26 protein-coding genes and 1 tRNA gene are annotated in these 26,858 nt (G+C 69.4%); 14 read left to right on the plus strand and 13 right to left on the minus strand.

From position 1 onward, the window contains the following. Positions 1-16 precede the first annotated feature (16 nt). Positions 17-108, minus strand: a tRNA-Ser gene (locus tag GGR12_RS10820). Positions 109-226: 118 nt separating this feature from the next. Between GGR12_RS10820 and GGR12_RS10825 the strand changes: the two genes are divergently transcribed. From GGR12_RS10825 to GGR12_RS10840, 4 genes are read left to right on the plus strand one after another with little or no spacing between them, the layout of a single operon-like run. Next, the gene (locus GGR12_RS10825) at positions 227-1,789 is read left to right on the plus strand and encodes an exopolysaccharide biosynthesis polyprenyl glycosylphosphotransferase (RefSeq protein ID WP_183204411.1); all 1,563 of its coding nucleotides are present in this window, start codon (positions 227-229) and stop codon (positions 1,787-1,789) included. Between the two features lie 13 nt (positions 1,790-1,802). Further along, positions 1,803-3,251, plus strand: coding sequence for a lipopolysaccharide biosynthesis protein (locus GGR12_RS10830; RefSeq protein WP_183204412.1), 1,449 nt, complete (start codon positions 1,803-1,805; stop codon positions 3,249-3,251). Beyond that, on the plus strand, positions 3,248-4,186 hold the full coding sequence (locus GGR12_RS10835) for a glycosyltransferase family 2 protein (RefSeq protein WP_183204413.1): 939 nt from the start codon (positions 3,248-3,250) through the stop codon (positions 4,184-4,186). The genes GGR12_RS10830 and GGR12_RS10835 overlap by 4 nt, the downstream gene beginning before the upstream one ends. Continuing rightward, a complete protein-coding gene (locus GGR12_RS10840) occupies positions 4,186-5,205 on the plus strand; it encodes a glycosyltransferase family 2 protein (RefSeq protein ID WP_183204414.1) in 1,020 nt (339 codons plus the stop codon). The genes GGR12_RS10835 and GGR12_RS10840 overlap by 1 nt, the downstream gene beginning before the upstream one ends. Here the strand turns inward: GGR12_RS10840 and GGR12_RS10845 are convergent. Both GGR12_RS10845 and GGR12_RS10850 read right to left on the minus strand, forming a co-directional pair. Beyond that, positions 5,166-5,867 (minus strand): P-loop NTPase family protein, encoded by a 702-nt coding sequence (locus tag GGR12_RS10845; protein WP_183204415.1) that lies wholly within the window; start codon positions 5,865-5,867, stop codon positions 5,166-5,168. The two genes, GGR12_RS10840 and GGR12_RS10845, sit on opposite strands and share 40 nt — an antisense overlap. A gap of 47 nt (positions 5,868-5,914) precedes the next feature. Then, the gene (locus GGR12_RS10850; protein ID WP_183204416.1) at positions 5,915-7,357 is read right to left on the minus strand and encodes a GumC family protein; all 1,443 of its coding nucleotides are present in this window, start codon (positions 7,355-7,357) and stop codon (positions 5,915-5,917) included. 122 nt (positions 7,358-7,479) lie between these two features. Here GGR12_RS10850 and GGR12_RS10855 point away from each other — a divergent pair, with 122 nt between their 5' ends. Further along, a complete protein-coding gene (locus GGR12_RS10855) occupies positions 7,480-8,238 on the plus strand; it encodes a polysaccharide biosynthesis/export family protein (protein WP_183204417.1) in 759 nt (252 codons plus the stop codon). An 89-nt stretch (positions 8,239-8,327) separates the two neighbouring features. After that, positions 8,328-8,720, plus strand: a complete 393-nt coding sequence (locus tag GGR12_RS10860) for a four helix bundle protein (RefSeq protein WP_183204418.1) — start codon at positions 8,328-8,330, stop codon at positions 8,718-8,720. A 55-nt stretch (positions 8,721-8,775) separates the two neighbouring features. On the opposite strand, the gene GGR12_RS10865 is transcribed toward GGR12_RS10860, so the two are convergent. Both GGR12_RS10865 and GGR12_RS10870 read right to left on the minus strand, forming a co-directional pair. Continuing rightward, positions 8,776-9,075 carry a sel1 repeat family protein gene (locus GGR12_RS10865; RefSeq protein ID WP_183204419.1) on the minus strand — a complete coding sequence of 100 codons (300 nt, stop codon included), beginning with the start codon at positions 9,073-9,075 and terminating at the stop codon, positions 8,776-8,778. Between the two features lie 215 nt (positions 9,076-9,290). After that, positions 9,291-10,010 carry a glutathione S-transferase N-terminal domain-containing protein gene (locus GGR12_RS10870; protein ID WP_183204420.1) on the minus strand — a complete coding sequence of 240 codons (720 nt, stop codon included), beginning with the start codon at positions 10,008-10,010 and terminating at the stop codon, positions 9,291-9,293. 162 nt (positions 10,011-10,172) lie between these two features. Here GGR12_RS10870 and GGR12_RS10875 point away from each other — a divergent pair, with 162 nt between their 5' ends. The 4 genes from GGR12_RS10875 (at position 10,173) to GGR12_RS10890 (ending at position 15,769) form a co-directional block, all read left to right on the plus strand. Next, a complete protein-coding gene (locus GGR12_RS10875) occupies positions 10,173-10,727 on the plus strand; it encodes an RcnB family protein (protein WP_183204421.1) in 555 nt (184 codons plus the stop codon). Between the two features lie 168 nt (positions 10,728-10,895). Further along, entirely contained in the window at positions 10,896-11,927 is a 1,032-nt protein-coding gene (locus tag GGR12_RS16605) for an RcnB family protein (protein WP_246328850.1), read from the plus strand. Between the two features lie 108 nt (positions 11,928-12,035). Next, entirely contained in the window at positions 12,036-14,261 is a 2,226-nt protein-coding gene (locus GGR12_RS10885; RefSeq protein ID WP_183204422.1) for an RNA degradosome polyphosphate kinase, read from the plus strand. Beyond that, a complete protein-coding gene (locus GGR12_RS10890) occupies positions 14,261-15,769 on the plus strand; it encodes a Ppx/GppA family phosphatase (RefSeq protein WP_183204423.1) in 1,509 nt (502 codons plus the stop codon). Before GGR12_RS10885 ends, GGR12_RS10890 begins: the two co-directional genes overlap by 1 nt. A 162-nt stretch (positions 15,770-15,931) precedes the next feature. Here the strand turns inward: GGR12_RS10890 and GGR12_RS10895 are convergent, their stop codons facing one another. The 3 genes from GGR12_RS10895 to GGR12_RS10905 all read right to left on the minus strand — a co-directional run bounded on the left by GGR12_RS10895 (position 15,932) and on the right by GGR12_RS10905 (position 18,165). Next, the gene (locus tag GGR12_RS10895; RefSeq protein ID WP_183204424.1) at positions 15,932-16,498 is read right to left on the minus strand and encodes a hypothetical protein; all 567 of its coding nucleotides are present in this window, start codon (positions 16,496-16,498) and stop codon (positions 15,932-15,934) included. Between the two features lie 8 nt (positions 16,499-16,506). Next, the gene (locus GGR12_RS10900; RefSeq protein ID WP_183204425.1) at positions 16,507-17,127 is read right to left on the minus strand and encodes a methyltransferase family protein; all 621 of its coding nucleotides are present in this window, start codon (positions 17,125-17,127) and stop codon (positions 16,507-16,509) included. A gap of 72 nt (positions 17,128-17,199) precedes the next feature. Further along, positions 17,200-18,165 carry a M28 family peptidase gene (locus tag GGR12_RS10905; protein WP_183204426.1) on the minus strand — a complete coding sequence of 322 codons (966 nt, stop codon included), beginning with the start codon at positions 18,163-18,165 and terminating at the stop codon, positions 17,200-17,202. A gap of 129 nt (positions 18,166-18,294) precedes the next feature. On the opposite strand from GGR12_RS10905, the gene ligA reads away from it, so the two are divergent. From ligA to GGR12_RS10920, 3 genes are read left to right on the plus strand one after another with little or no spacing between them, the layout of a single operon-like run. Then, on the plus strand, positions 18,295-20,616 hold the full coding sequence (ligA, locus tag GGR12_RS10910; protein WP_183204427.1) for an NAD-dependent DNA ligase LigA: 2,322 nt from the start codon (positions 18,295-18,297) through the stop codon (positions 20,614-20,616). A gap of 20 nt (positions 20,617-20,636) precedes the next feature. Beyond that, a complete protein-coding gene (locus GGR12_RS10915) occupies positions 20,637-21,059 on the plus strand; it encodes a DUF2147 domain-containing protein (protein ID WP_183204428.1) in 423 nt (140 codons plus the stop codon). A gap of 4 nt (positions 21,060-21,063) precedes the next feature. Next, entirely contained in the window at positions 21,064-21,429 is a 366-nt protein-coding gene (locus GGR12_RS10920) for an iron chaperone (protein WP_183204429.1), read from the plus strand. On the opposite strand, the gene GGR12_RS10925 is transcribed toward GGR12_RS10920, so the two are convergent. The 4 genes from GGR12_RS10925 to GGR12_RS10940 all read right to left on the minus strand — a co-directional run bounded on the left by GGR12_RS10925 (position 21,426) and on the right by GGR12_RS10940 (position 25,885). Next, a complete protein-coding gene (locus GGR12_RS10925) occupies positions 21,426-22,415 on the minus strand; it encodes an aldo/keto reductase (RefSeq protein ID WP_183204430.1) in 990 nt (329 codons plus the stop codon). The genes GGR12_RS10920 and GGR12_RS10925 overlap by 4 nt on opposite strands. A gap of 73 nt (positions 22,416-22,488) precedes the next feature. Next, positions 22,489-24,303 (minus strand): aminopeptidase P family protein, encoded by a 1,815-nt coding sequence (locus tag GGR12_RS10930; protein ID WP_183204431.1) that lies wholly within the window; start codon positions 24,301-24,303, stop codon positions 22,489-22,491. Positions 24,304-24,501: 198 nt separating this feature from the next. Continuing rightward, on the minus strand, positions 24,502-24,960 hold the full coding sequence (locus GGR12_RS10935; protein WP_183204432.1) for a hypothetical protein: 459 nt from the start codon (positions 24,958-24,960) through the stop codon (positions 24,502-24,504). 55 nt (positions 24,961-25,015) lie between these two features. Then, a complete protein-coding gene (locus GGR12_RS10940) occupies positions 25,016-25,885 on the minus strand; it encodes a 50S ribosomal protein L11 methyltransferase (protein WP_183204433.1) in 870 nt (289 codons plus the stop codon). Between the two features lie 217 nt (positions 25,886-26,102). Between GGR12_RS10940 and GGR12_RS10945 the strand changes: the two genes are divergently transcribed. After that, positions 26,103-26,546, plus strand: coding sequence for a hypothetical protein (locus GGR12_RS10945; protein WP_183204434.1), 444 nt, complete (start codon positions 26,103-26,105; stop codon positions 26,544-26,546). 84 nt (positions 26,547-26,630) lie between these two features. Here GGR12_RS10945 and GGR12_RS10950 read toward each other — a convergent pair whose 3' ends face one another. Continuing rightward, complete coding sequence (locus GGR12_RS10950; protein ID WP_056449995.1) at positions 26,631-26,840, minus strand: DUF3126 family protein; 210 nt, start codon at positions 26,838-26,840, stop codon at positions 26,631-26,633. Positions 26,841-26,858 lie beyond the last annotated feature (18 nt).

Below are 26,858 nucleotides of genomic sequence, written 5' to 3' on the forward strand. Positions count from 1 at the left end.
GCGACCCGGGAAGTTCTGGCGGAGACGGAGGGATTCGAACCCTCGGTACCCCTTACAGGGTACGACGATTTAGCAAACCGTTGCCTTCAGCCACTCGGCCACGTCTCCGGCAGGCGGCGTGCTTAGCGGAGCCGGCGGCGCTGTGCAACGGGTCAGGCGACGACGAGCGTTAACGGGACGGTCAGCCGGCTGTGCATAGATGCGCGCGAACTCTCGTCAGAGCCGTATGACCGACGCCGCGACACGACTTTCGCACGACGACGCCCTGCCTCCGGCGGGGGCGGACGCGTCCGGGCTGCGCGCCTGGGCGGCCGCGGCCGTGAACGACAAGGCGAAGGGGGCCGCACGGCGTGGGCCGTTCCGGCCGGACGTCTGGCTGAACGCGCGGCAGCGGCACGCTTCGCGGCTGGCGGCGCATTATTTCCGGGCCTTCGACGTGCTGGCGGTGGGCGCGATCGCCCTGCTGTGCGCCTGGGCCGCCTCCCCCGGGCCGTTGGTGCATGCGGAGCTGTCGCAGGCGGCGCCGTTCGGCGTCGGGGCGCTGACGGTGCTGGCGCTGATGCGGTCGCTGGGCCGGTATCGATTCGCGCGCGGTCAGAAGACCTCACTGCATCTGGCCTCGGTCGCCGCGATCGTCGGCGTTGGGGCCGTGGCCGCCATGGCGACCGGCGGGTTGCTGCGCGGGGGCGAGGCGCAATGGTCGGCCTATCTAGTGTGGGCGGCGCTGACCCTGGTCAGTCTCAACGCCCTGCATATGGGCTGGAGCGACATCGTCGGGCGCTGGCGGGCCTCGGGCGCGCTGACGCCGAACATCGTGCTGGTCGGGGCCACCCGGCGGGCGGAGGCGCTGATCCGGGAGGCGTTGAAGCGGCGCGACCTGAACGTTCTGGGCATCTTCGACGACCGGATGGCGCGTTCGCCGCAGGCCATAGAGGGCGTGCCGGTGCTGGGCGCCTCCGGCGACCTGCTGACGCACAAGATGACGCCCTATGTGGACCGGGTGGTGCTGGCCATCGATCCGAAGGCCGAGGCGCGAGTGCGCGAGCTGACGGCGCGGCTGGGAGCCCTGCCCAATGAGGTGACCCTGCTGGTCGAACCCAATGGCGCGGCCGAGACGGCGTCGGCGCTGGACCGGCTGGCGGCGGCGCCGCTGGCCGACGTGCAGGGGCCGGTGGATGAGGACCGGCGGGCGTTCAACAAGCGAATTCAGGACCTTGTCATCGGCCTGATCGCCCTGGTGCTGCTGGCGCCGGTGATGGCGCTGATCGCGCTGGCGATCCGGATGGACAGCCCGGGGCCCGTGATGTTCCGGCAGCGCCGGCACGGCTTCAATCAGGAAGAGATCGTCGTCTGGAAATTCCGTTCGATGCGGCAGGAGACGGCCGACGCGACGGCGAGCCGTCAGGTGACGCATGACGACGACCGGGTGACCAGGGTCGGGAAGTTCATCCGCAAGACCAGCCTCGACGAATTGCCTCAGCTTCTCAATGTGCTGGCGGGCGAGATGTCGCTGGTGGGACCCCGGCCGCACGCGATCGGCATGAAGACCGGACATGTGGAGTCGGCGCGGCTGGTGGCGGAGTATGCGCACCGGCACCGGATCAAGCCGGGCATGACCGGCTGGGCGGCCGTGAACGGCTCGCGCGGGCCGCTGCATACGGCCCAGGACGTGCGCCGCCGGGTGCAGCTGGATATCGACTATGTCGAGCGCCAGAGCCTGTGGATGGATCTGTGGATTATGGCGATCACCATTCCCGTGCTGCTCGGCGACCGGACGGCGATCCGTTGAGACGGAGTCGCTGATGTTCTGGAGGGGGGTCTGGGGCTACCTGCCGGCCAATATCGTCCAGGGGGTGGTCGGGTTCCTGACCATCGTGCTGTTTACGCGGCTGCTGAGCCCCGAAGACTTCGGGCGGTATGCGCTGGCGTTCTCGGTGATGACGCTGGCGCATGTGGCGGTGTTCAGCTGGCTGGAGGCCGCGATGGCGCGGTTCTGGGCGGCGGAGAGCGGCGCGGGGCTGCAGGGGCATTTCGCGAGCCTGTACCGGGCGGCGTTCGGGCTGAGCGGCCTGTTCGTGATCGCAGCCGGCCTGGCGGTGTGGCTGTGGCCGGCGGATGCGCTGTTCAAGGTGGCGCTGGCAGCGGGTCTCGCGGGGGCGCCGGCGCGGTGCCTGCTGAAGCTGGGCCAGGAACGGTATCGGGCGGCGGGCGAGGTCGGCAAGGCGGCCGGGCTGGATATGGCGGTGGCGATCGGCGGGCTGGCGATCGGCGTGGGCTTCGCGCTGGCGGGCGCAGGCGGCGCGGCGCCGTTGCTGGGGCTGGGGCTGGCGCCGCTGGCCGCCCTGCCCTTCGTGCTGCCGGGAGAGTTGAAGGAAGCGCGGGGCGGAACCTTCGAGCGCGAGCGGGTGCGGACCTATGCGGTCTATGGCTATCCGATCGCGGCGTCGCTGGCGCTGACCGTCGTGCTGGCCTCGACGGACCGGTTCCTGCTGGCGGCCTTCGTGGATGAGGCGGCGGTGGGCGCCTATCACGCAGGCTATTCGATCGCGAACCGGACGCTGGACGTGCTGTTCCTGTGGCTGGGGTCGGCGGGGCAGCCGGCGCTGGTGATGGCGCTGGAGCGCGGCGGGACGGACCGGCTGAAGATCGCGGCGCGGGAGCAGTTGTCGACCTTCCTGCTGATCGGCCTGCCGGCGGCGGCGGGGGTGGCCCTGGTGGCGACACCGCTGGCCGAGGTGTTGATCGGCGAGGACCTGCGCGGCGCGGCAGCGGCGATCACGCCGTGGATCGCCCTGTCGGCGCTGCTGTACGGCCTGACGGCCTACTATTTCGGCCAGGCGTTCACGCTCGGCCGCAAGACGAAACATCTGCTGGCGGCGATGGCCGTGCCGGCGGTGGCGAATGTGATCCTGAACCTGCTGCTGATCCCGCGCTTCGGCGTGATGGGGGCGGCCTGGGCGACGGCGGCGAGCTTCGGCCTCGGGCTGCTGACGACGGCGGCGATGGGGCGTCGGGTGATGGCGCTGCCGGTGCCGTGGGACAGCCTGATCCGCTGCGCAGGGGCGACGGCGGTGATGGCGCTGGCCGTGTCCGCCCTGCCCCCGATCGGCGGCTTCGCGGAGCTGATGCTGGATGCAGCGACGGGTGTGGTGGTGTATGCCGTTGTAGCCCTGTTGCTGAATGCAGCGGGAGTGCGCGACGTGGCGCTGAGACTTCTGAACCGGATGCGGACGCGAAAGGCGGAGGCATGAGCGGACCGGCGAAGATCACGGACAACGCGGCCTGGAAGGCGGCGACGCCAGCGGTGTCGGTGCTGATCCCCTTTCTGCGCGACGATCCGACCGAACTGCTGGGCCTGCTGGACGAAGAAGCCGCCTCGGTGAAGGGCGGGGTCGAGATCGTGGTGCTGGATGACGGCACCAAGGACGCCGACCTGACCGCCCGCCTGAAGACGCTGGTGAAGGGCATGGCCCTGCCCGTCCGGCTGATCAGCCTGTCGGCCAACGAAGGCCGTGCCGTGGGCCGCAACCGGCTGGCTTCGGCGGCGCGCGGCGGCAGCCTGCTGTTCCTCGACAGCGACATGCGGCCGGATCACCGGCGCTTCCTGCGCGACTGGGCCGACCTGGTGTCGCGCGAGGATCCGGCAGTGGCGTTCGGCGGCTTCTCGCTGCTGCAGGCGCCGAACGATGCGAAATTCCACGTGCACCGGGCCATGGCGGCCAAGTCGGAGTGCGTGCCCTACACCGAGCGGGCGAAGCAGCCCGAGAAATACGTCTACACCTCCAACCTGCTGGTCCGGCGCGACGTGTTCGAGGCCGAGGCCTTCGACAGCGGCTTCACCGGCTGGGGCTGGGAGGACGTCGAGTGGGCCATGCGCGTGTCGCGCCGGTTCCGCGTCGTGCACCTGGACAATGCGGCGACGCATATGGGCCTGGACACGGTCGAGGCCCTGGCCGGCAAGTATGAACAGTCGGCGCCGAATTTCGCGCGCATGGCGGACCGGCACCCGCAGATCGTCGCGGCCTATCCGAGCTACAAGGCGGCGAAGCTGCTGAAGCGGCTGCCCGCCCTGCCCCGCCTGCGCGCGGCGATGCGCAAGGCGGCGTCGATCAACTGGCTGCCGGTGGCGGCGCGGGCCTTCTCGCTGCGCCTGTATCGCGCGGCGCTGTACGCCGAGGCCGTCTGATGGGCGACGTCGCGGTCATCATTCCGACCCTGAGGCGGCCCGAAAGCCTTGAGCGGGCCTTGCGCTCGCTGTTCAAACAGACCGGCGTGGCGGATCGCCTGAACGAGGTGGTGGTGGTCGACAACGATCCGACCGGGTCGGCGGCCGCGACGGTCGAGGCGCTGCGTCCCTACTCGCCCTGGGGCCTCGTGTATCGCCATGCGCCGCAGCCGGGCGTGGCCACCGCGCGGAACGAGGGCCTGAGAGCCACCGCCGCGCCGCTGATCGCCTTTCTGGACGATGATGAGGCCGCGAGCCCCGGATGGCTGGCCGCCCTGCTAAAGGCGCAGGAGACGACCGGCGCGGACGTGGTGTTCGGGCCGATCACCGGCCGGGCGCCGGACGCGAAGCCGTGGCTGAAGCCGTGGCTGGAGAAATTCTTCGGTCGCGAAGGACCGGACACGACGCGGCTGATCGACCACTCGTACGGATGCGGCAACTCGCTGATGGTGCGGGCCAATGCGCTGCGCGGCTGCGAGCCGTTCAATACGGCGGCGGATCATGCGGGCGGCGAGGACGACGCCCTGTTCGCGGCGCTGAAGGCGCGCGGCGGACGGTTCGGCTGGGCGGCGGACGCCCGCGTCGAGGAGTTCGCTCCGGCGCACCGGGCGACGCTGGAATACGCCCTGGCGCGGGCTTTCGCCTATGGCCAGGGACCGAGCCAGACGGCGGCGACGGCGCAGGACTGGCCGGCCGTCGTGCGCTGGATGTTCATCGGCGGCGCCCAGACCGTGGTGTACGGGACGGCGGCGGCGGGCCTGACGCTGATCGGCAGCCCGAAGCGCGCCGACTTCTATGACCGCACCGCGCGGGGCATCGGCAAGCTGTTCTGGATGAAGGGCTTCGAGCCGCATTTCTATGGCGCCCGTGAGCTTGCCCGGCTGGATCGGACGGTGGCGGCAAGCCCCGTCGAAAAGCCGGCCCGCACCCGGTCGGCGGGTCAGCCCGTCAGGCGCTTCAGGAAGGCCGGCGGGTTGTAGGTCGAGCGATTGACCACAACGCCGGCGATGCGTCCGCCGACAGCCTCGATTTCATCGCGCAGAATCATCGGCTCGCCCGCCGCGGTGCTTTCGGCCGCAACCACCAGGACTGTCGCGTCGACGAAGGGGGCCAAGGTGATGGCTGTGTCGCTGCGGTCGGCCGCGGGCGAGTCGATGACCACAGTATCCGCGTGGCGGCGCAGGACGTCCCAGTAGCGGGCGTCGCCGACGACCTCGGCGCGCTGGCCTGAACGCAGACTTTCACCGGCGAAACGCGTGACCCACAGGCGGCCGCCGAGGAATGGCCGGGCGGTGATCAGGCGGGCCGGATGCACCGGGTTGCCCTGACGATCGAGCACGCGCGGAGTGACGGCGAAGAAGATGGAGCCGTCGGGCGTGGCCATGGCGGCCTTGCCGACGCCGCCGAAGCGCTCGGGCTCGGCCGCAGCGGCGTCGAACTGCCCCTGCTGGGCGAGGTCGGCGTCGATCAGCCAGACGGGGCGGCGGGCGCGGACGGCAGCCAGACGGGCGTACTCGCGGGCGACGGTGGAGACCCCCTCCCCCGTATTGGCGGCGGCGATCTGGACCACGCGGCCGCGATGGCCCGGCGCTGGACCCAGCGCCGCCCAGAGGGCTGCCATTTCGGACGTCAGATCGACCATCGAATCGCTACGCGCCAATCACCAGGGCGTACGCTAACACGGGCCGCTCACCGCCCCTTCATGGGGGCGACGGCGAGCACGGGCATGTCGAGGGTGCGGCCGGTGGAGGCCGGGGTGACGAAGCCGCGGCGCGTGAAGACCCGCAACAGGCCGATGCACAGGGCGGTGAAGCCGGCGAACAGGAAGACGGCCGCCAGAAGCGGCGCCTTCAGGCTCTTGCCGCGCGTGGGGGCCTCGGCCCGCTCGATGACGGTGACGTTGTCGGCGCCGGCGGCGACCAGGGCGCTGTCGGCGCGCGACTGGCTTTCGCGCTGCTGGAACTCACGGACGGCGGCGGTGAGGTTCTCGCGATTGCCGGCCAGGGTGGCGTTGGTCGATTCCAGACGGGTCAGTTCGGCCTGACGGCTGCGCAGCTGGTTCAGCTGGCCTTCGAGCACCGACAGGCGGGCGGCCAGGGCGTCGCGGTCGGCGGCGGCGTTGATGCGCGCGGTCTCGATCTCGGTGAAGATGGTGCTGGGGCCGGTGCGGACCTCCTTGGCGCCGACGGCGGTGCCGGTGGCGACGAAGGCCTGGAGGGCGGCGATGCGTTCGTCGATGTCGCGGATCGGCTGGGCGTCCTCGGTGTAGCGGGACAGCAGGTTCTCGCGCTCGGTGCGCAGTTGCAGGATCTGGTCCTGGGCGGAGATGTTGAGGTCCTGCTGGAGGACGACCTCGGCAGGCTGTTGCGCCAGCTGGGCCTCGAGCGTGGCGAGGCGCTGGCTGGCCTGGTTCAGCTGGGCGCGGACGGACAGGGTTTCGGTGAAGACGGTCTGGTAGGTGGCCGCCAAAGTCGCCTTGGCGGTGGCGAAGTCGCCAAGGTTGTTCGACTGCAGGAAGGCCTCATAGGCGTCGTCGGCCTGGGCCAGTTCGTTCTCGAAGGCGAGGCGCTGGGCGGCGAAGGCCGGACTGGCGCGGTCGCGGAACACGGCGCGGCGCTGGATCAGATACTGGTCGACGACGGCGTTCAGCACCTTGGCGGCGCGCTGCGGGTCATTCGACTGGAAGGAGACGGAGATGATGGCGCTGCCCGGCGTCACGCCGACGCCGAGACCGGCGTCCAAAGCCTTGAGGGCGGCGGTCTTGCGCTCGCCGGCCGTGCCGCGGCCGGGACCGAGGATGGCGTCGGGGCCGAGGGCGTCGACGGTGCGGCGCTTGACCTCGAGGCTGCCGAGGATGGCGGCTTCGGATTGAGCGACGGCGTCGGCCTCAAGCGGCTGGCCGCTGCGGTCAGTGACGCCGACGCGGGGCTGGTAGACGTACTCCTGCCCGACGCCGGCATAGACGCTGGCGGTGGCGGTGTAGGATTTCTGGAGCATCAGCACGGCGGCCGCGCCGATGGCGAACACCGCCAGGAAGATGACGATCATCAGCACCAGTTCGCGGAACAGCAGGCCGACGACATCGAAGAAGCCGTAGCGCGGTCGGACTGTCGTGTACGCCGTCGTGCGCATGCGGGCGGGGTGATTCCATCGAACAGGACTAACCAGCTCAGCCTTGGGGCGCCCGCGTTAACCATGGGTTACCCATAAGCCCCCACCCTGCTCTCGAAACCGCTTCCGGGAACGATTCCGCCATGTCCATCGACCGTCGCCTGATGCTGCTGGGTCTGTGCGGGATCGGCGGCGCCATGGCCAGCGGCTGCGCCAACGGCGACCGTGAGGCCCGGAACCTCAGAATCACGGAGGCGGGTCCCGGACGGATCCAGACCGTGCCGCCGCAGTATTTCCAGGACATCGGCTTCTCGGACTGGAGCGACGCCGAGCCGGAATATGTGCTGTACCCCGGCGACGAGATCGAGATCGCCACCCCGACCGCCAGCGAACTGACGCGGACCCAGAAGATCGGCCCGGACGGGCGTATCTCGCTGCCGCTGGTCGGACAGATCATGGCGGCGGACCGGACCATCGCGGAGCTGGAGGCCGACGCCTCGGCCGCCTACGCCAGCCAGCTGCGCCGGCCCGTGGTCGAGGTGACGCTGAAGACGGCCGGACCGCTGAAGGTATGGGTCGACGGCCAGGTGCGGACGCCGGGCGTCTACGACATGCCGGGCGACATCGATGCCTGGCAGGCGGTGATCCAGGCGGGCGGCTTCACGCCGTCAGCCAAGCGCGACCAGGTGGCGCTGGTCCGGCGCGGTCCGGGCGGTTCGCGCATGCTGCGGGCGGTGGACCTGAGCCCCAACGACCGCGAGATCGTGGCCCTGCGGCGGGGCGACATCGTCTTCGTGCCGCTGACGGTCATCGGCGAGGTCGCGGAATGGGTGACCCAGTTCCGGTTGGCCCTGCCGATCGGCTTCAGCTACGCCATTGGCGGGCAGTATCAGTCGTTCTAGCGGCGCGTCGTCGGAGGCGCCCTGCCTGCGAAGTGATTAGTGGCTAGTGGTTAGTGATTGCACCGGAGCTGGGTCGCAGGGGGCAGCCTATGACCGAGGGCGTTACGAACTATCGAGACCTTCAGGTCTGGCGCCAGGCCCTCGACTGGGCAGAGGCCATCTACGAAGCGACGGCGCATTGGCCACGCGATGAGCGGTTTGGCCTCATAGCGCAAATCCTACGGGCCGCCGTCTCTGTCGCCTCAAACATCGCCGAGGGAGCGGCTCGCCGCAGCACGGGGGAATTTCTTCAGTTCGTGGGAATGGCTCGCGGATCTCTCGCCGAAGCCGAAACCCAGCTCATTCTGTCCCAGCGACTGGGCTATTTGCCCGCGGCCGACGCGACCGCTCTTCTCACCGCCTCGCGAGACATCAGCCGGATGCTGGTGGCGCTCTCCGGGTCGCTGACCCGTCGCAGGAACGGCGCCCCAGGCAACCACTAGTCACTAGCCACTAATCACTTGCCACGCTCGATATCCGAAGGCGGCGTCCGATCTCCTACGCCGCGAGCTTGACCACGCCGGCGTCGATCCAGCGGCGGGCGGCCTTCTGGGCTTCGCAGATTTCGTCCTGATCCATCTCCTGGCTCATTTCGCGGCGATAGACGCGCGCCTCAATGGAGCCCTTCATGGCGGCCAGGTTGAAGATCATGTGGGCCGAGACCCGGTCCATCGGGCAGCCGTTCTGCCCGGTCGAATAGGACATGCCGAGGCGGAACAGGTCCGAGCCGTCCATGTCAGCGGTCGGCAGGGGCAGAGCCTCCTCGACCATGTCAGGCGCCATTTCTTGCGCGTTCATCACCGTATCTCCCGGATCCGGAGCCTTTCTGGCCCCGCTCTCTGACCCGAATGAAATACCCGCGGTTTGAAGTTAAAGTTAACAGCAGAGGGCCCGGAAGACCTTTTGTGTAAAGGCCCGATGAACTTTCGGACCTTCCTTCAGACCTCTGAAATAGTTTGGAAATCCCTGATTCAGAGGGACTAACGAAACCTCACCCGGAAGCTTACGAACGGTTACCGGGCGCGTTGTCCGAACAGCACCTTGCGCGCTTCTTCGGCCTCCTTGCCAGAGGCGGCCAGGTTGCGGCGCAGGTCGTCGCCGAGGGCGCGGCCGGCGATGACGGCGGGCCTGCTCCCTACCCGCTCATGCCAGGCCTTGAGGTGCGGGAAGTCGGCGAGGTCCTGTCCCTGATGCTCGGGCAGGACCCAGGGCCAGGCGGCCATGTCGGCGATGGAATAGTCGCCGGCGAGGTAGGGACGGTCGGCCAGGCGGCGGTCCATGACGCCGTACAGGCGGTTTGTCTCATTGGTGTAGCGGCGCACGCCATAGGCCAGGTGGCGCTGGTCCTTCGTGAGGGCGGGCGCGTACTGGCGGAAGTGGTGCGTCTGCCCGGCCATGGGGCCGAGGCCGCCGACCTGCCAGAACAGCCACTGGTCGACCTCGGCCTTGCCGCGCAGGTCGTGCGGATAGAATTTGCCGGTCTTGGCGCCGAGGTACTGCAGGATGGCGCCGGACTCGAAGATCGACAGGGGCATGCCGTCGGGGCCGTCCGGATCGACGATGGCGGGCATGCGGCCGTTGGGGCTGATGGCCTGGAAGGCGGGCGTGAATTGCTCGCCGACGCCGATGTTCACCGGCTTCATCTCATAGGGCAGGCCCATCTCCTCCAGCGCGATGGAGATCTTCCAGCCGTTGGGCGTGGGCCAGTACCAGAGTTCGATCGGGCGGGTCATGCGGGCTCCTGCGACGCTTCATGGCAGGTGGCCCCGCCGACGTCCTCGCGCAACGGCGAACCTGACAGGAATGTTCAGAAGCGGTTCATGCACCAGGGTTGAGCGTGGCCGCATGTTTAACGGGACGCGGACAGGGCGTCGCCGGGAGCAGGGAGACTGAACATGAACCGCTTCACCAAAGCCGCCTTGATGGGCCTGGTGCTGGCCGCGACGGCCGCGCCGCTGGCCGCCGAGGCGCAGAGCCGGGGCGACCGCCGCGACGACCGGGGCCGGGAGTACCGCCAGGACCGCCGCGACGACGACCGGGACTACCGCCGTGACCGTGACCGCCGCGACGACCGTCGTGACTATCGGGACGACCGCCGCGACTATCGTTCGGAGCGCAGTGACAACTATCGCCCCCAACGCTGGAGCCGCAGCAACCGCGACTGGTGGCGCGGCCGGGACGACTTCAACGACTATCGCGGATACCGCAGCGGCTACTGGTATGCGCCGAGCTACGGCTACTACCGGGTCGAGCCGCGCTACTCCGGCTATCGCTGGCAGCGGGGCGGATATCTGCCGTACGCCTATCGCAGCTACTACGTCCGTGATCCGTACGTGTACGGCCTGCGCCCTGCCCCGCGCGGCTATCGCTATGTCTACGCCGGCGACGACATCGTCATGATCGCCGTCGCCACGGGCCTGATCGCGAGCGTGCTGTACGACGTGTTCTGATCCGGCGCTTCAGATGTGAACGACGCCCTGCGGACTTCGGTTTGCAGGGCGTTTTTCATGGGCGCAAAATCGCAAAACGTGAGACGTCGTTCGTTCAGTCACGGTTCAGGTTAACGGCGCGACCTTGCCGACAAGCCGCCTGACAGGGGCGTGCGGAGAGAAACGAGAATGAAACGATCATTTATGGTCGCGGTCGCGGTGGCGTCCTTCGTCGTGCCGGCCGTCGCGCCGGTCGTGGCGGCGGCGCAGGACGGGGTGTCGGAAAGCCGGCGCCGTCCGGGAGCCTCGCGACCCGAGAGCAATGAAGGGTCCCGGGGGGGATCCGGCCGGAGCGGCTCAAGCAGCGGCGGCTCCAGCTCGAACAGCGGCTCCAGCAGTTCCGACACGCCCCGCGTCGAACGGCCGCGGCCGGACACGCCGCGTCCGTCGCGGCCGAACCAGCCGCGCCCGGAGACGTCGGACTCCGACCGTCCGGACACGCCGACGACCCCGCGCCCCAACCGGCCGGATCGTCCGGACCGGCCAGGCGGATCGGATCAGCCGAACCGCCCGGATCGCCCCGGCGGCGAGCGGCCGGATCGTCCCGGGCGTCCCGGCGGCGGCGATCGTCCCGACCAGCCGGGCCGTCCTGATCAGCCCGGCCGACCCGATCGGCCTGGTCGTCCCGACGGTGGCGGCCGCCCTGATCGTCCGGGCACGCCCGGCCGGCCGGGCGGCTGGACCGGAGACCGTGGTGATCGCGGAGACCGGGGTGATCGTGGTGACCGGGGTGACCGTGGGGATCGCGGTGACCGGGGCGACTATCGCGGACGGGATCGTGACCGCGACCGAGATCGCGACGACTTCCGCCGGCGCTTCAACGGCGAGCAATGGAGACGCGACTGGAACCGCCGCCACGGCGACGGCTGGTGGCGTCATGACCGGCGCTTCCGGGACTACAGCGGCGTGCGGATCGGCTTCTATTTCGCGCCCGGCTACGGCTACTACAGCGTTCCCCGCAACTACTGGGGTCAGCGCTGGCAAGTGGGCGAGTACCTGCCGTCGATCTTCTGGCGCTACCAGCTGAACGACTGGCGCACCTTCGGCCTCGGCTATCCGCCGGCCGGGACGCGCTGGGTGCTTGTCGACAACCAGATCTATCTGATCGACGCCTACGACGGCTACATCATCGAGGTCATCTACGACGCCTGGTCCTGGTAGGTCCGAACGTCTGAAATGCCTGACGCCGGTCGCTGTACGCAGCGGCCGGCGTTTCGCTGTCGCAAAGGCGAGGTTGCAGCCGCCGCCGGGTCGGGCCAGAACCGGAGGATGACGGATCCGGTAATCAGCGACAGCACCACCGGCGAGGAGATCTCCTCCTCCCGCGCGCCCCAGCTGCAGTTGTCCGAAGAGCTGATGGCCTCGCCCGAACGGTTCTTCAACCGCGAGACCTCGTGGCTGGCCTTCAACGGGCGAGTGCTGGAGGAAGCCGCCAACCCGGCCCACCCGCTGCTGGAGCGCCTGCGCTTCCTGTCGATCTCGGCCAACAACCTGGATGAGTTCTTCATGACCCGCGTCGCCGGCCTGAAGGGCCAGGTGCGCGAGCGGGTGCGGGTGGTGTCGGCCGACGGCCTGACGCCCGCCGAGACGCTGGAGCGGGTCAATGTCGCCGCCGGCGGCCTGATGGCCGAGCAGCAGCGCCGCTGGCGCAAGCTGCGCAAGGAGCTGGCGGTCGCCGGGATCGAGGTCGTCGATCCGTCGAAGATCACCAAGACCGAGCGCGAGCGGCTGGAGCCCGAGTTCCTGAACCAGCTGTTCGCCGTGCTGACGCCGATGGCGATCGACCCGGCCCACCCCTTCCCCTTCCTGCCCAACCTGGGCTTCTCGCTGGCGCTGAAGCTGAAGCGGAAGTCCGACCGGCGGACGCTGTACGCCCTGGTGCCCGTGCCGACGCAGGTGAAGCGGTTCTGGCCGCTGGCGACCGACGGCCGCTCCTCGCCGGGGCGGAAGCGCTACATCACGCTGGAGAGCCTGCTGATGCTCTTCATCGACCACCTGTTCCCCGGGTGCGAGGTGATGGAGCGCGGCGTGTTCCGCCTGATCCGCGACTCCGACATCGAGATCGAGGAAGAGGCCGAGGACCTGGTCATGGAGTTCGAGGAGGCGCTGAAGCAGCGTCGCCTGGGCTCGGTGGTGCGCATCAAGATCGAGGCGTCGATGCCCGACGATCTGCGCACCTTCATCACCGACGAGCTGGACGCCGCGCCGCAGGACACGGTTCTGATCGACGGCATGCTGGGTCTGGCGCAGGTGGCCGAACTGATCCCCACCGGCCACCCGGAGCTGAAATTCCCCGGCTACGAGCCGCGCTATCCCGAGCGGGTGCGCGACAACGGCGGCGACATCTTCGCGGCGGTCCGCGAGAAGGACATGCTGATCCACCACCCGTTCGAGAGCTTCGACGTGGTGGTCCAGTTCCTGCGCCAGGCGGCGCGCGATCCGAACGTCATCGCCATCAAGCAGACGCTGTACCGGACGTCGAAGGACAGTCCGATCGTGGCCGCCCTGATCGAGGCGGCCGAGAACGGCAAGAACGTCACCGCCCTGGTCGAGATCAAGGCGCGCTTCGACGAGGAGGCAAACCTGAAATGGGCCCGCGCCATGGAGCGCGCCGGGGTCCATGTCGTGTTCGGCTTCGTCGAGTGGAAGACCCACGCGAAGCTCAGCGTCGTGGTGCGGCGCGAGGGCGACGGGCTGAAGACCTACTGCCATTTCGGCACCGGCAACTATCATCCGTTCACCGCGCGCATCTACACGGACCTGAGCCTGTTCAGCTGCGACCCCGTGCTGGCCCGGGACGCTTCGCGCGTGTTCAACTACATCACCGGCTATGCCCAGCCCGACGAGTTGGAGGCGCTGGTCGTTTCGCCGCTGAACATGAAGCGGACGCTGATCGACCTGATCGGCAAGGAGATGACGGCGGCGGCCCAGGGCAAGCCGGCGGCGATCTGGGCCAAGATGAACGCCCTGGTCGACCCGGAGATCATCGACGCCCTGTATCGCGCCAGCCAGTGGGGCGTGCGCATCGAGCTGGTTATCCGCGGCATCTGCTGCCTGCGTCCGGGCGTGCCCGGGCTGAGCGAGAACATCCGGGTCAAGTCGATCGTCGGCCGCTTCCTGGAACACAGCCGGATCGTGGCCTTCGCCAACGGCCATGACCTGCCCAACAACAAGGCGAAACTGTTCATTTCCTCGGCCGACTGGATGCCGCGCAACCTTGATCGCCGGGTCGAGTTGATGACCCCGGTGCGCAACGCGACGGTGCACGACCAGGTGCTGGACCAGATCATGGTCGCCAATCTCAAGGACGACGCCCAGAGCTGGGTGCTGGCGGCGGACGGCGGCTATCGCCGCGTCGCGCCCGCCGACGCCGAACGGCCGTTCTCGGCGCACCGCTACTTCATGACCAACCCGAGTCTGTCCGGCCGCGGCCGCAAGGTGAAAACCCTGCCCGGTCACCTCAGCTACGATCGCCCCGAGCGGAAAAAGCACTGATGCCCGAGGCCCTGCTGTCTGCGATCGGCGCGCCACGCGACGTCGCGGCGATCGATATCGGCTCAAACTCCGTGCGTCTGGTGCTGTACCGGCTGGAAGGCCGGGCGATCTGGACCGTGTTCAACGAGAAGGTCCTGGCCGGTCTGGGCCGCGATCTGGCCGCGACCGGCAAACTGTCCGTCGAAGGCGCGGCGCAGGCGCTGACCGCCCTGAAGCGGTTCGCGGCGGTGATCGACGGCGTGCAGCCGGCGCACACCTTCGTCGCCGCCACCGCCGCCGTGCGGGAGGCCGAAGACGGTCGAGCCTTCTGCGACCGCGTGGCGGCGGAGACCGGACTGCGCATCCGCATCCTGTCGGGCGAGGAAGAGGCCCGGTACGCGGCGCTGGGCGTGCTGGCCGGCATTCCCGACGCCGAAGGCGTGGTGGCCGACCTGGGCGGCTCCAGCCTGGAGCTGACGCGCGTCGAGGGCGGTACGGTCGGGCGGGGCGTGACCCTGCCGCTGGGTCCGTTCGCCATGGGCGACCAGAAGGGCGACGACACCGACCGCCGGCGGGCCGCCATCGCCAGCCGACTGGAACCGGCGAACGCCTACCGGACCGACACCCTGTACGCCGTCGGCGGCGCCTGGCGGACGCTGGCGCAGGTGCATATGGATGTCACCGGCTATCCCCTGCACGTGGTGCACCAGTACGCAATGAGCGCAGCCGATGTGCGCGAGACGGCCCGGCTGATCGCGCGGCAGTCGAAGGCCTCGCTGGAGAAATGGCCCGGCCTGTCGAAGAAGCGCGCCGAGACCCTGCCGCACGCGGCCCTGGTGCTGGAGGGCCTGATCGAACGGCTGGGCCTGAAGCGGGTCATGCTGTCGGCCTGGGGCGTGCGCGAGGGCCTGGTCTATGAGGCGCTGGACGCCGAGACGGCGATCACCGACCCCCTGCTGGCGGGCAGCTCCGCACTGGGGGCGCGCCAGGGCATTTCACCGACGCTTCCCGGGGCGCTCAGGGCGTGGATCGATCCGGTGGTCGGCGCCCTGCCCGCCTCGTTCGGCAAGGAGCGCGACGCCGTGCTGGCCGACGCCGCCTGCCGGCTGGCCGATCTGGGCGCGCGTCTACATCCGGATCACCGCATCGAGCTGGCGTTCGACCAGGTGCTGCGCGCGCCGGTGGCGGGGCAGACCCACGCCGAGCGGGCCTATCTGGCGACAGCGGTGAACGCGCGCTACGGCGGCTCGTCGGCCACGCCCGAGCCCGCGACCATCAGCCGGCTGCTAACCGAGGAGCAGCGCAAGGGTGGACGCGCCCTGGGGCTGGCGATCCGCCTGGCCTGCGATCTGTCGGGCCGGTCGCCGCAGTTGCTGGTCAACGCCCGGGCGTCGGTGAAGGACGGCGTGCTGGGGCTGACCGCGGCCGAGGGCTATGCGGACGTGCTGCTGGGCGAACAGACCCGCCGGCGCGGCAAGGCGCTGGCCGAGGCGATGGGGCTGAAGCTGGAGATCGCGGGACGGGAGTGACGTCCTCCACCGCTCATCCCCGCGAAAGCGGGGACCAAGTACTTTGGGTGATCGGTGCAAGCCGTGATGGCCCGTCCGCTGCCCGGAAACGCCGGCGCTCAAGCGACAGAACTGGGTCCCCGCTTTCGCGGGGATGAGCGGATCAAATGCCGTGGCGTGAGCTCAGTCGCCCATCCACCAGCGCAGGCGCACGGCCTGGGCCGGGGCGTCGCCGACCTTGAGCGAGCCGGTCAGGACCACGCCCTCGTCGCCGAGATTGCGCCGCGACGTGGCCAGCGCGCCCTGATCCAGACGGCCGTCGAAGATCACACGACCCAGCTCCGGCGAACGGCCCTCGAAGCGGACCTGGGCGTCGTTGACGGTGTACGAGGTCGGCAGCACGCGGGCCGTGATGCTGTGGGCCTCGCCGATCTCGGTCCTGACCATCGGGCTGTTGACGTCGTCGAACTGCAGCATGACCGGGCCGAAGGTCGCGCTGCGCTCGCCGCCCTGCCAGGACTGGAACTCGGCCGCCTGGCCGATGAAGAGATGGTCGAGCGACCAGTTGCCGACGCGGACCGGATCCAGCGGCATGTAGTAGCCGGAGAGATCGCCGCTGGCGGCGTAGACGGACGCGGCGGCGGCCGGCGGCGCGTCGGCGCCTTTCGACGGCTCTGAAGGACCATCGCAGGAAGACAGGCCGAAGACGGCGAGCGCCGCGAAGGCGGTGGCGAGAACGCGACGACGCATGGGCAACCTCAGGGAAGGTGAAGGAGCGGGGCCAGCCAACCGATGTTCTGGAGATGCTCCACGGATTCGAACAGCGGAACAGCCAGCAGGAAGACCAGACCATCACGAATGGTGGTCAGGAAGAAGCGGGGACGAACCTCGAGCATGCCGTCATCGCGCCATTTCGAAAAGTCCAGACCGAAACGCGGGGTGCGCGCGCGATAGGAAGCGTATTCCGCTCCGAAGGCCTCGTTCAACCAGGCCTCTTCACGGCGAACCGTGAACCAGAAGACCACGACAGTCAGCGCGAGGAACAGGAGCGCCAGCGAGAGGCTGCCCGTCTGGGCGCCGACGCCGAAGGCACCGATGAAGCTGAACACATACAGCGGATTGCGGCTGACCGAATACGGTCCGCGGTCGACGATCTCGGCCTTCTTGCGCCCGCCGATGTAGAGCGAGCACCACGCCCGACCGACGATGCACAGCGCGATCATGCCGAGGCCCAACGCCTCAAGCCCTTCGTGCAACTCGCCCGTACCCCAGGCGGAACGGGTCAGGACGGCCACGGTGACGACGGCGAGGATGCCGACTCCCATGACGGCTTTGCGGATCTTCTGAACGCGCTGCAGATCGAAACTGGCTGTGGTCATGACTGAACTCCGGACGACGAATGGATCGTCCGCGTCGCGCCCCGTTGCAACCGGTTTGTTTGCGCGCCCGCCCTAGCGATCCAGCGACTGATCCAACGCCCGGAATGAGGCGATCGAAAGATTGGTGGCGCTGACGAAGACCGAGGGCGTGATGCGCTCGAAATCATCCGAGGGGCGGTGATAGTCGGGGTGGTAGTTCACGCCGAGATACAGGAACGGAATCTGCGCCTTGTAGAAGGCGGCGTGGTCGGAGGACTCGACCCAGTTGTCCTCGCCGATGTCCTGCGGGGTGTCCTTGCCGAAGGCCAGGGCGACCGCGCCGTCAGCCGGAATGCGGTCGAGGACCGGGCGGAACTGCGGGTTCTGCCAGGTGCCGGTGACCCACAGCTTGCCGTCGGTCTCGGCGCGGGCGGTCATGTCGAAATTGAGGTTCATGGCGATGGATTCGAGCGGCACCGGCGGGGCCTCGACGAAATGCTTGGCGCCCAGCAGACCGCGCTCCTCGCCGTCGAGGGCGACGATCAGGACGCTGTGTTCGGGAGCCTGGCGCTTCAGATCGGCGGCCAGGGCCAGCATGGTGGCGACGCCCGAGGCGTTGTCGTCGGCGCCGTTGTAGATCTGGCCGTTCGAAACGCCGACGTGGTCGTAGTGGGCGGTGACGACGATGTATTTGTCGCTGACCCGCGTGCCGGGGATGACGCCGATGATGTTGACGCCGTTGAAGGTCTTGGGCCCCTCGCGGGTGCGGCCGGTCATCTCCCACGGCTGCAGCCGGCCCATCATGGGGGCGCCGACGCCCAGCGCGTCCAGACGGCCGACGATGTAGTTGCGCGCCATCTCGCCGCCGGGGGCGCCGGTGTCGCGGCCCTGCATCTCGTCGGAAGCGAGGATGCGGACATCTTCCAGCAGTTGGGCCTGGAAGGCGGCGGGCGGTTGCGCCACGGGCGTTGCGACGGGCGTCGCGCCGTCGGTGACGCAGGCGGACAGCAGCAGGCCGGCGGCGGCGGACGACAGGGCCAGGCGGCGGAACGGGATCATGGGAGCTTCCTCGGGATTCGCGGCGACGCTAGCGGGTCGTTGCGGCGGCGTCAGTTTAACTCTGTGTCATGGGCGGCTCGCGGCGCGCGGCCGGGATGCTAGAACGGCGGACCGATTCCGGAGTCCCCCATGTCCGACCTTCCCGTCGATCAGCTGAGCGAAAGCGACGCCCGCGCCGAGCTGGACCGGCTGGCGGCCGAACTGGCGCGGCACGACGCCCTGTATCACCAGCAGGACGCGCCGGAGATTTCGGACGCCGACTACGATGCGCTGAAGCGCCGGGCGCTGGAGATTGAGGACACGTTCCCCGACCTGACTTCCCCGGAGTCGCCGTCTCAGGTCGTCGGATCAGCGGCGTCCAGCCAGTTCGCGCCGGTGCGCCACGGCGTGCCGATGCTGTCGCTGGACAACGCCTTCTCGACGGACGAGGTGACTGACTTCGAGGCGCGGATCCGGCGCTTCCTGAAACTGCCGGCGGACGAGCATGTCGCCTTCGTCGCCGAGCCCAAGATCGACGGCCTGTCGGCCAGCCTGCGCTACGAAAACGGCGTGCTGGTGCGCGGCGCGACGCGCGGCGACGGGCGGACCGGCGAGGACGTCACCGCCAACCTGCGCACCATCGCCGACATTCCGCAGACCCTGTCCGGCTCGGGCTGGCCCGAGGTGATCGAGGTGCGGGGCGAGGTCTATGCGCCCAACGACGAGTTCGACGCCTTCAACGCCGCAGCGGAGGCCGAGGGCGGACGCACCTACGCCAACCCGCGCAATTTCGCGGCTGGGTCGCTGCGGCAGAAGGATCCGGCGATCACGGCGACGCGGCCGCTGCGGTTCTTCGCCTATGCGTGGGGCGAGGTGTCGGCGCCGTTCGCGGACACCCAGGCGCATGCGCTGGATGCGCTGAAGGCCTGGGGCTTCAAGGTCAATGCGCGGTCCAAGCGGGTCGAGGATGCGGCGGGGCTGATCGCCCTCTACGACGGGCTGCAGACCGACCGGGCGGGGCTCGGCTACGATATCGACGGCGTGGTCTACAAGGTCGACCGACTGGACTGGCAGGCGCGGCTGGGCTTCGTCGCCCGCACCCCGCGCTGGGCCATCGCGCACAAATTCCCGGCGCAGCAGGCGCAGACGGTGCTGGAGGGGATCGACATCCAGGTCGGCCGGACGGGCTCGCTGACGCCGGTGGCGCGGCTGCATCCGGTGACGGTCGGCGGCGTGGTGGTGCGCAACGCGACCCTGCACAACGAGGATGAGATCGCCCGCAAGGACGTGCGCATCGGCGACACGGTGATCCTGCAGCGCGCCGGCGACGTGATCCCCCAGATCCTCGGCATCGTGCCGGAGAAGCGGCCGGCGGATGCGGCGCCGTATGTGTTTCCGACGCGCTGCCCGGTGTGCGACTCCGAGGCCGTGCGCGAGGACGGCGAGGTGCGGCGGCGCTGCACCGGGGGGCTGATCTGCAACGCCCAGCTGGTCGAGCGGCTGAAGCATTTCGTCGGCCGCCGCGCCTTCGATATCGAAGGCCTGGGCGAGAAGCAGCTGACCGCCTTCCACGAACGCGGCTGGCTGAAAGAGCCGGCGGATATCTTCCGTCTGGCGCGCGACGAAACGCGGCTGTCCGAGCTGCGGACCGAGGAAGGCTATGGCGAAGCCAGCGTGCGCAACCTGGTCGCCGGGATCGACGCGCGGCGGACGATCGCGCTGGACCGGCTGATCTTCGCCCTCGGCATCCGCGAGATCGGCGAGCAGACCTCGATCCTGCTGTCGCGGCATTTCGGGACTTGGGCCGCCTTCCATGCGGCATGCCTCGACGCCGCGGAAGGAATTCCCTCGGCGGAGTGGACGCAGCTGGCCGAGGGGCATGGGGTGTCCGAGCGCACCCTGTCCGTGCTCGCCGCCGCCACGCCGCCCGCCGACGATCCGTGGCCCGAGGCACCGCTGGACCAGAAGCTGGCGCTGGCCTTCCCGGGCGTCGCCTCCCCTGCCCGCCGGGCCCTGGCGCTGCTGGCCCCGGACTGGCCGGCGATCGTGCGGCTGGCGCAGGTGGCGCGCGAGGAAGGGCCGTCCATGACGCTGGGCGAGATCGCGGGCATCGCGGGCGTGGGGCCAGTGGCGGCGCGGGCGCTGGCCCAGTTCTTCCACGAGCCGCACAACCGCGCGGTCGTCGACGCGCTGATCGAACAGCTGGACAGGGTCGAGGACGCCGAACGGCCGAAGACCGACACCGCCGTGGCCGGCAAGACTGTGGTCTTCACCGGCGCGCTGGAGCGGTTCACCCGCGACGAGGCCAAGGCGCGGGCGGAGAGCCTGGGCGCCAAGGTGTCGGGATCGGTTTCGAAGAAGACCGACTATCTGGTCGCCGGTCCGGGCGCGGGATCGAAGATGGCCGATGCGCAGAAGCACGGCGTTGTGATTTTGACTGAAGACGAATGGCTGGCCCTGATCGGCGGCTGATATCCAGACCGGAGCAATCGATGCGTCCCGCCCTTTTCGCCGCCGTCGTAACGGCCGTCGCCGCCCTCGCCGCCCCCGCCCTCGCCGGCGATCCGACCGGCTTGTGGCAGACCCCGACCAACGGCGGACAGGTGCGCATCAGCCGATGCGGCCAGGCGCTGTGCGGCGTGCTGGTGACCTCGGCCACCATCCGCGCCAATCCGGGCGAGCTGGACGTGAACAATCAGGACCGTTCCCTGCGCACCCGGCCGCTGCGCAACCTGCCCCTGCTGCGCGGCTTCACCGGCGGGCCGACGGAATGGACCGGCGGCAGCGTCTACAACCCCGCCGACGGCCGGACCTATCGCGGGACCATCACCATGCAGGGCGACAACACCCTGCAACTGCGCGGCTGCGTGGTCGCGCCGCTGTGCCGGACCCAGACCTGGACGCGCGTGCCCTAGGGCGATGGCGAAGACCGACTTCCGCACCGTCGAGGATTATTTCGCCTCGCGTTCGCCGGAGGAGCGCGAAGTCCTGCTGGCGATGCAGGCGGCGATCCTGGACGCCGTTCCGGGCGCGGAGTCCGTGATCAGCTACCAGATCCCGGCCTACAAATCGGATGGCTGGCTGTTCTACATTTCGGCGCACGCGAACCACTACAGCCTGTCCTGCCCGCCGCCGTTTTTCGACGGCTTCAGGAACGAACTGGCGTCGTACAGGGTGTCGAAATCGGCCGCGCAGTTCCCGAAGAACCGGCCGGTCCCCTACGCCCTGATCTCCGACATGGCGAAGGTCAGGGCGCGGGAGAACCGTGAGCGCGCCAAGGCCTAGCGGTTCAGCGCCGCCCGGGCGGTTTCCGCATAGCGGTGACCCGACGCGGCGCCCTTGGGGAAGACCGCCTCGATACGCGCGAGGTCGTCGGCCGTCAGCATGATGTCGGCGGCGGCGGCATTGTCTTCCAGAGTGCGGATACGGCGGGTGCCGGGGATCGGGACCAAGTGTTCACCCTGCGCCAGCACCCAGGCCAGCGCGAGTTGGGCCGCAGTGACGCCCTTGTCATCGGCGATGGCCGTGACCGCCTCGACCAGGTCGAGGTTCTTCTGGAAATTCTCGCCGGTGAAGCGCGGGTTGGTGCGGCGGAAGTCGTCGGCGGCGAGGTCGTCGATGGAGCGGATCTCGCCCGACAGGAAGCCGCGGCCCAACGGGCTGTAGGGCACGAAGCCGATGCCCAGTTCCTCACAGGTGGCCAGCAGTTCGTCCTCCGGCTCGCGGCTCCACAGGGAGTACTCGGTCTGCAGGGCGGTGATCGGATGGGTGGCGTGGCCGCGACGCAGGGTCTCCGGCGCGGCTTCCGACAGGCCGAGGAAGCGGACCTTGCCCTCCTTCACCAGCTCGCCCATCGCCCCGACCGTCTCCTCGATCGGCGTGTTCGGGTCGACGCGGTGCAGATAATAGAGATCGACGTGGTCGACCTGCAGCCGCTTCAGGCTGCCCTCGATGGCGCGACGCACATTGGCGGGCGAACCATCGACGGTCAGGGCGGTGCGCTCGGCGTTGTAGCCGATGCCGAATTTGGTGGCGATGAAGGCCTGGTCGCGACGGCCCTTGAGCGCCTCGCCGAGCAGTTCCTCGTTGGTGTGGGGGCCGTACATCTCGGCCGTGTCGAGGAAGGTGACGCCCAGATCGAGGGCGCGATGGATGACCTCGGCGCCGCCCGCCATGTCGAGCTTGTCGCCATAGAAGGCGCTCATGCCCATGCAGCCGAGACCGATGGCCGAAACCTCAGGGCCCGAACGACCCAGCTTGCGCGTCTTCATCTGCGCGTCTCCTGAAATGTGAGGAAGCCGGCGGTCGTCCCGCCGGCTCACAGGAGATGGGCGCCGTTCCGCCTTATTTCAAGGGCGCGCAGGCGGTCTCCAGCCAGGCCTTCGACTCGCCGTCCAGCAGCGGACCGACCTTGGCCCAGGTCTCGGCGTGGTAGGCGTCGACGTAGGCGCGCTCGTCCGGGGTCAGCAGATCGACGTCGATCAGTTTGCGGTCCAGCGGCGCGAAGGTCAGCTGTTCGAAGCCATGCATGGGGCGCTCGCCGCCCGGGATGGCGGTCGGCGCGGTAACCACCTGCAGGGTCTCGATGCGGATGCCCCAGTGGCCCTCACGGTAGTAGCCGGGCTCGTTGGACAGAATCATGCCGGTCAGCAGCGGCTGGGTGTTCACCGCCTTGGCGATGCGCTGCGGGCCCTCGTGGACGCCGAGGTAGCTGCCGACGCCGTGGCCGGTGCCGTGGTCGTAGTCGAAGCCCTGCATCCACAGCGGCAGGCGCGCCAGCGCGTCCAGCTGGTGCCCGGTCGTGCCGGCCGGGAAGCGCACGGTCGCCATGGCGATGTGGCCCTTGAGCACGAGGGTGAACATGCGGCGCTGGTCGGCGGTGGCCTCGCCGACGGCCATGGTGCGGGTGACGTCGGTGGTGCCGTCCAGATACTGGCCGCCGCCGTCGACGAGCAGCAGCGAGCCCTTCTCGATGCGGCGGATGGTGCGCGTCACCGGCTTGTAGTGCGGCAGGGCCCCGTTCGGACCGGCGCCGGCGATGGTGTCGAAGCTGAGGTCCTTGAGCGCGCCGGTCTCCTCGCGGAAACGCTCCAGCGCCTCGGCGACCTCACGCTCGCTGGGCAGGGTCTCCTGGGCGACGGTGTCGACCCAGTGCAGGAAACGGGTCAGGGCCGCGCCGTCGCGGATGTGGGCCTGGCGCGTGCCCTCGATCTCGACCGGGTTCTTGGACGCGCGCGGCAGGGTGCAGGGGTCCATGCCGCGAACGACGGCGGCGCCGGCGTTCTGGAGGCGGTCGAAATACCAGGCCGAGGACTGGCCCGGGTCGACCAGCACCTTCTGACCGGACAGGGCGTCGAGGGCGCCTTCGAGAGCGTCCGGCGACTCCAGGGTCACCGCATCGCCCAGCCAGGCGGGCAGCTCGTTGGTGACCTTGCGCGGGTCGAGGAACAGCCGCGCCGAACCGTCGCTCTTCACGACGGCCTGGGCCAGCGGCAAGGGCGTGCGGATGACGTCGCCGCCGCGAATGTTGAACAGCCAGGCGATCGAGGCCGGGGCAGTCAGGACGGTGGCGTCGGCGCCGGCCTTGGCCACCGCCTCGCCGATGCGGGCGCGTTTCGCGGCGCTGGTCTCGCCCGTGTAGCGATCCTCGTGCGGCACGACGGGCGCGGTCGGCTGGCCGGGACGATCCTCGGCCCAGGCCAGGTCCAGCGGATTGACGTCGACGGGCTTCAGTTCGGCGCCGGCCTTCTTCGCCGCGCGCTTCAACGTCGCGAGCGCATCGGGGCTGTGCAGGCGGGGGTCGTAGCCGATGACCGAGCCCTTCGGCGCGCGCTCGAGGTAGGCGGGGACGCCGCCCTCGACGAGATCGAGAATCTCGAACTGCGCCGGGTCGACCTGGGCGCGGACCTGAACCGTGTAGCGGCCATCGGCGAAGACCGCTGCGCGGTCCTTCATCACCACCCCGGCGCCGGCCGAGCCGGTGAAGCCGCTGACCCAGGCCAGCCGGTCATTGGCGGCGGGAAGATATTCGTTCTGGTGCTCGTCCTCGTGAGGGACCAGCAGGCCGTCGAGGCCCTGCTCGGCCATCTTCGCGCGGACGCGGGGAAGGTGTTTGGCCCCGAAGGACGGATCGGTGGTTTCGTCGTAGGTCTGGCGCATGGGGGAGGCTTAGCATCCCCACGACCGCCTTGTGGAGAGCATCCCTCTCCCGATGGGAGAGGGCTTGAGCGCACGAGCGCATCGCGCTCGTCCTGGCGCGAAAGGGTGAGGGTCGGCAGCGCGTAAATCATCGCCACCCGACCCTCATCCGACGGGGCTCCGCCCCGCCACCTTCTCCCATCGGGAGAAGGAAGCGCGTCAGCCCTGCGGCGGCGTCGGTGAAACCGTTTCGCCCGGCGCGGGACGCGGCGGCGGCTGGACCTCGCGTTCGATCACGATCGGGCTGGGCTGAACCGCCCTGGCCTCGGCGGCGCGGGCCTCGCTGGCGGCGCGGACGGCGTCGGCCTGGGAGCGGGCGGCGTCGGCGCGGGCGATGTCGACGCTGGCCTGGGCGCCGGCGACCTGGCCGGCGATCACCGCCTGGTCGGCCTGGGCCTGGGCGGCGGCCGCATCGGCCTGGGCCTGCAGCAGCGCCTCGTCGGTCTGCGGGCCGGAGCCGCGCGCGAACAGAATCCAGAGGACGGCGATCAGCGCCAGTCCCCCGAGGATGCCGGCGATCCACCATCCGGTGTTGGATTCGCGCACGACGACGGTCTCGACCGTCTCGGTCGTCGTTACATGCGGGCGTTGGGGATCGATATTGGGATCGTACGTCACTGCGGGCTCCTCCGGGTTACCCCTTAGGAACGGCCCCGCTCGCGCGCCGTTCCGCCTAGCCCATCCGTCTCAGAACCAGGGCGCTCCAGGCGTCGCGGTGGATGCGGCGCTCCAGCACGAAGCCGCGCGACAGATAGGCGGCGGTGACGCGGCGCTCCTGGGTGCGCAGCAGGCCGGACAGGATGGCGACGCCGCCGATGTGCAGCGCCTCCTTGATGTCCTGGGACAGGCTGACCAGCGGCGGAGCGAGGATGTTGGCGAACACCAGATCGTAGGGCCCCTGCCCGCGCACCTTGCGATCGTTCAGGCCCGAGGCGTGGACGAAGCGGGCGTCGGCCATGTTCAGCTTCGCGTTCTCGTTGGCGATGCGGACCGAGGGCGCGTCGATGTCGGTGCCGACGGCGACCTTCGATCCGCTCTTCGCCGCGGCGATGGCGAGGATGCCCGTACCGCAGCCGACGTCGAGCACGCGCTCGAAACGTTCGCGCTTCAGCAGTTCGTCGAAGGCCTGCAGGCAACCGACCGTGGTGCCGTGGTGGCCGGTGCCGAAGGCGGCGCCGGCGTCGATCTTCAGGTTCACGGTGTTGCGCGGGACCCGGCCCTGGTCGTGGGCGCCGTAGACGAAGAAGCGGCCGGCGCGCACCGGCGGCAGGCCCGACAGGGACATGGCCAGCCAGTCAGCGTCGGCCAGTTTCTCGACGGTGACGGACAGACCGTCGTGCGCCTTCAGGGTCGCCTCGACCCCCTCGGCTTCCTCGTCCGTGGTCGGGAAGGCGTCGATGCGCCAGATGCCGCGATCCTCGTCTTCCTCGAGGATCGAGTAGGTCGCACCCTCCAGCATGGGGTCGGCGTCGAGGGCCTCGGCGGCGGTCTCGGCGATAAAGCGCGGGCCACGCGCGATTATTTGAACAGCGGACTCGGACATTTCTCAAACACCGCTAAGATCACGAATCGAGACACGCGCTGGCGTGCTCTCTTTCGCCAGCAAACTTATCATCCGAGGGGTCGGGGAATTCATGGCTAAAGCACCATCCAAGTCGAGTACCGCAAAGCCGAAAGCGGCCACCGCCGCTTCCAAGCCTAAAGCAGCGCCGAAGTCGAGCGCCGCGAAGACCGCGACTGCAAAACCTGCTGTGAAGGCTGTGGCTCCCAAGGCCGCCGCCAAGCCCGCGACCAAGGTCGTCGCCCCCGCCAAGGCCGCCGCGCCGAAGGCTGCGGCTCCGAAGAAGGCCGCTGCTCCGAAGGCCGCCGCCAAGCCGGCCGCTGCGAAGACCGCGGCTCCCAAGGCTGCTCCGAAGGCGGCTGCGAAGCCCGCCGCCAAGGCCGCTCCGAAGGCCGCCGCCAAACCGGCCGCCCCCAAGGTTGCTCCGAAGGCCGCGGCTCCCAAGGCCGCTCCGAAGGCTGCTGCTCCGAAGGCCGCCGCGCCGGTCGTGGCTCCGAAGCCGGTCGTGGCTCCGGTCGCCGCCGCTCCGGTCGCTGCGCCGAAGCCCGCCGTGGCTCCCGCGCCGGCTCCCGCCGCCGCCAAGCCGGCCGAGAGCAAGGGCTTCTTCGCCTGGCTCGACCGCGCGATCTTCGGCAAGAAGTAAGCACCGGGTCCGACCAGACCTGAAATGAAGAAGCCCCGGAGGATCGTTCCTCCGGGGCTTTCTCATGCGCGCTCTACAGCAAAACTATTCCGGCAGATCTTCGGCCAGGATCGCCATCTCGAACATGAAGCTGCCCGCCTCATCCTCGTCCTCGAAGACGACGCCGATGAACTCGTCGCCGACGTAGACCTCAGCCGAGTCGCTGGGCTTGCCGCGCGGCTTCAGGATGATGCCGCCGGTGTTGAAAGTGCGCTTCAGGTGCGTCTCGACGCGCTTCATGTCGGCGGTGTTCATTGGGGGGACCTCAGGCTG

Origin of the sequence: Brevundimonas lenta, from assembly GCF_014196335.1 — a bacterium.
In the GTDB taxonomy this organism is placed as follows: Bacteria; Pseudomonadota; Alphaproteobacteria; order Caulobacterales; family Caulobacteraceae; genus Brevundimonas; species Brevundimonas lenta.

Coding starts and splice junctions, on each gene's coding strand:
- GGR12_RS10825 (WP_183204411.1), top strand. CDS start 227: ATGACCGACGCCGCGACACGACTTTCGCACGACGACGCCCTGCCTCCG.
- GGR12_RS10830 (WP_183204412.1), top strand. CDS start 1,803: ATGTTCTGGAGGGGGGTCTGGGGCTACCTGCCGGCCAATATCGTCCAG.
- GGR12_RS10835 (WP_183204413.1), top strand. CDS start 3,248: ATGAGCGGACCGGCGAAGATCACGGACAACGCGGCCTGGAAGGCGGCG.
- GGR12_RS10840 (WP_183204414.1), top strand. CDS start 4,186: ATGGGCGACGTCGCGGTCATCATTCCGACCCTGAGGCGGCCCGAAAGC.
- GGR12_RS10845 (WP_183204415.1), bottom strand. CDS start 5,867: ATGGTCGATCTGACGTCCGAAATGGCAGCCCTCTGGGCGGCGCTGGGT.
- GGR12_RS10850 (WP_183204416.1), bottom strand. CDS start 7,357: ATGCGCACGACGGCGTACACGACAGTCCGACCGCGCTACGGCTTCTTC.
- GGR12_RS10855 (WP_183204417.1), top strand. CDS start 7,480: ATGTCCATCGACCGTCGCCTGATGCTGCTGGGTCTGTGCGGGATCGGC.
- GGR12_RS10860 (WP_183204418.1), top strand. CDS start 8,328: ATGACCGAGGGCGTTACGAACTATCGAGACCTTCAGGTCTGGCGCCAG.
- GGR12_RS10865 (WP_183204419.1), bottom strand. CDS start 9,075: ATGAACGCGCAAGAAATGGCGCCTGACATGGTCGAGGAGGCTCTGCCC.
- GGR12_RS10870 (WP_183204420.1), bottom strand. CDS start 10,010: ATGACCCGCCCGATCGAACTCTGGTACTGGCCCACGCCCAACGGCTGG.
- GGR12_RS10875 (WP_183204421.1), top strand. CDS start 10,173: ATGAACCGCTTCACCAAAGCCGCCTTGATGGGCCTGGTGCTGGCCGCG.
- GGR12_RS16605 (WP_246328850.1), top strand. CDS start 10,896: ATGAAACGATCATTTATGGTCGCGGTCGCGGTGGCGTCCTTCGTCGTG.
- GGR12_RS10885 (WP_183204422.1), top strand. CDS start 12,036: ATGACGGATCCGGTAATCAGCGACAGCACCACCGGCGAGGAGATCTCC.
- GGR12_RS10890 (WP_183204423.1), top strand. CDS start 14,261: ATGCCCGAGGCCCTGCTGTCTGCGATCGGCGCGCCACGCGACGTCGCG.
- GGR12_RS10895 (WP_183204424.1), bottom strand. CDS start 16,498: ATGCGTCGTCGCGTTCTCGCCACCGCCTTCGCGGCGCTCGCCGTCTTC.
- GGR12_RS10900 (WP_183204425.1), bottom strand. CDS start 17,127: ATGACCACAGCCAGTTTCGATCTGCAGCGCGTTCAGAAGATCCGCAAA.
- GGR12_RS10905 (WP_183204426.1), bottom strand. CDS start 18,165: ATGATCCCGTTCCGCCGCCTGGCCCTGTCGTCCGCCGCCGCCGGCCTG.
- ligA (WP_183204427.1), top strand. CDS start 18,295: ATGTCCGACCTTCCCGTCGATCAGCTGAGCGAAAGCGACGCCCGCGCC.
- GGR12_RS10915 (WP_183204428.1), top strand. CDS start 20,637: ATGCGTCCCGCCCTTTTCGCCGCCGTCGTAACGGCCGTCGCCGCCCTC.
- GGR12_RS10920 (WP_183204429.1), top strand. CDS start 21,064: ATGGCGAAGACCGACTTCCGCACCGTCGAGGATTATTTCGCCTCGCGT.
- GGR12_RS10925 (WP_183204430.1), bottom strand. CDS start 22,415: ATGAAGACGCGCAAGCTGGGTCGTTCGGGCCCTGAGGTTTCGGCCATC.
- GGR12_RS10930 (WP_183204431.1), bottom strand. CDS start 24,303: ATGCGCCAGACCTACGACGAAACCACCGATCCGTCCTTCGGGGCCAAA.
- GGR12_RS10940 (WP_183204433.1), bottom strand. CDS start 25,885: ATGTCCGAGTCCGCTGTTCAAATAATCGCGCGTGGCCCGCGCTTTATC.
- GGR12_RS10950 (WP_056449995.1), bottom strand. CDS start 26,840: ATGAACACCGCCGACATGAAGCGCGTCGAGACGCACCTGAAGCGCACT.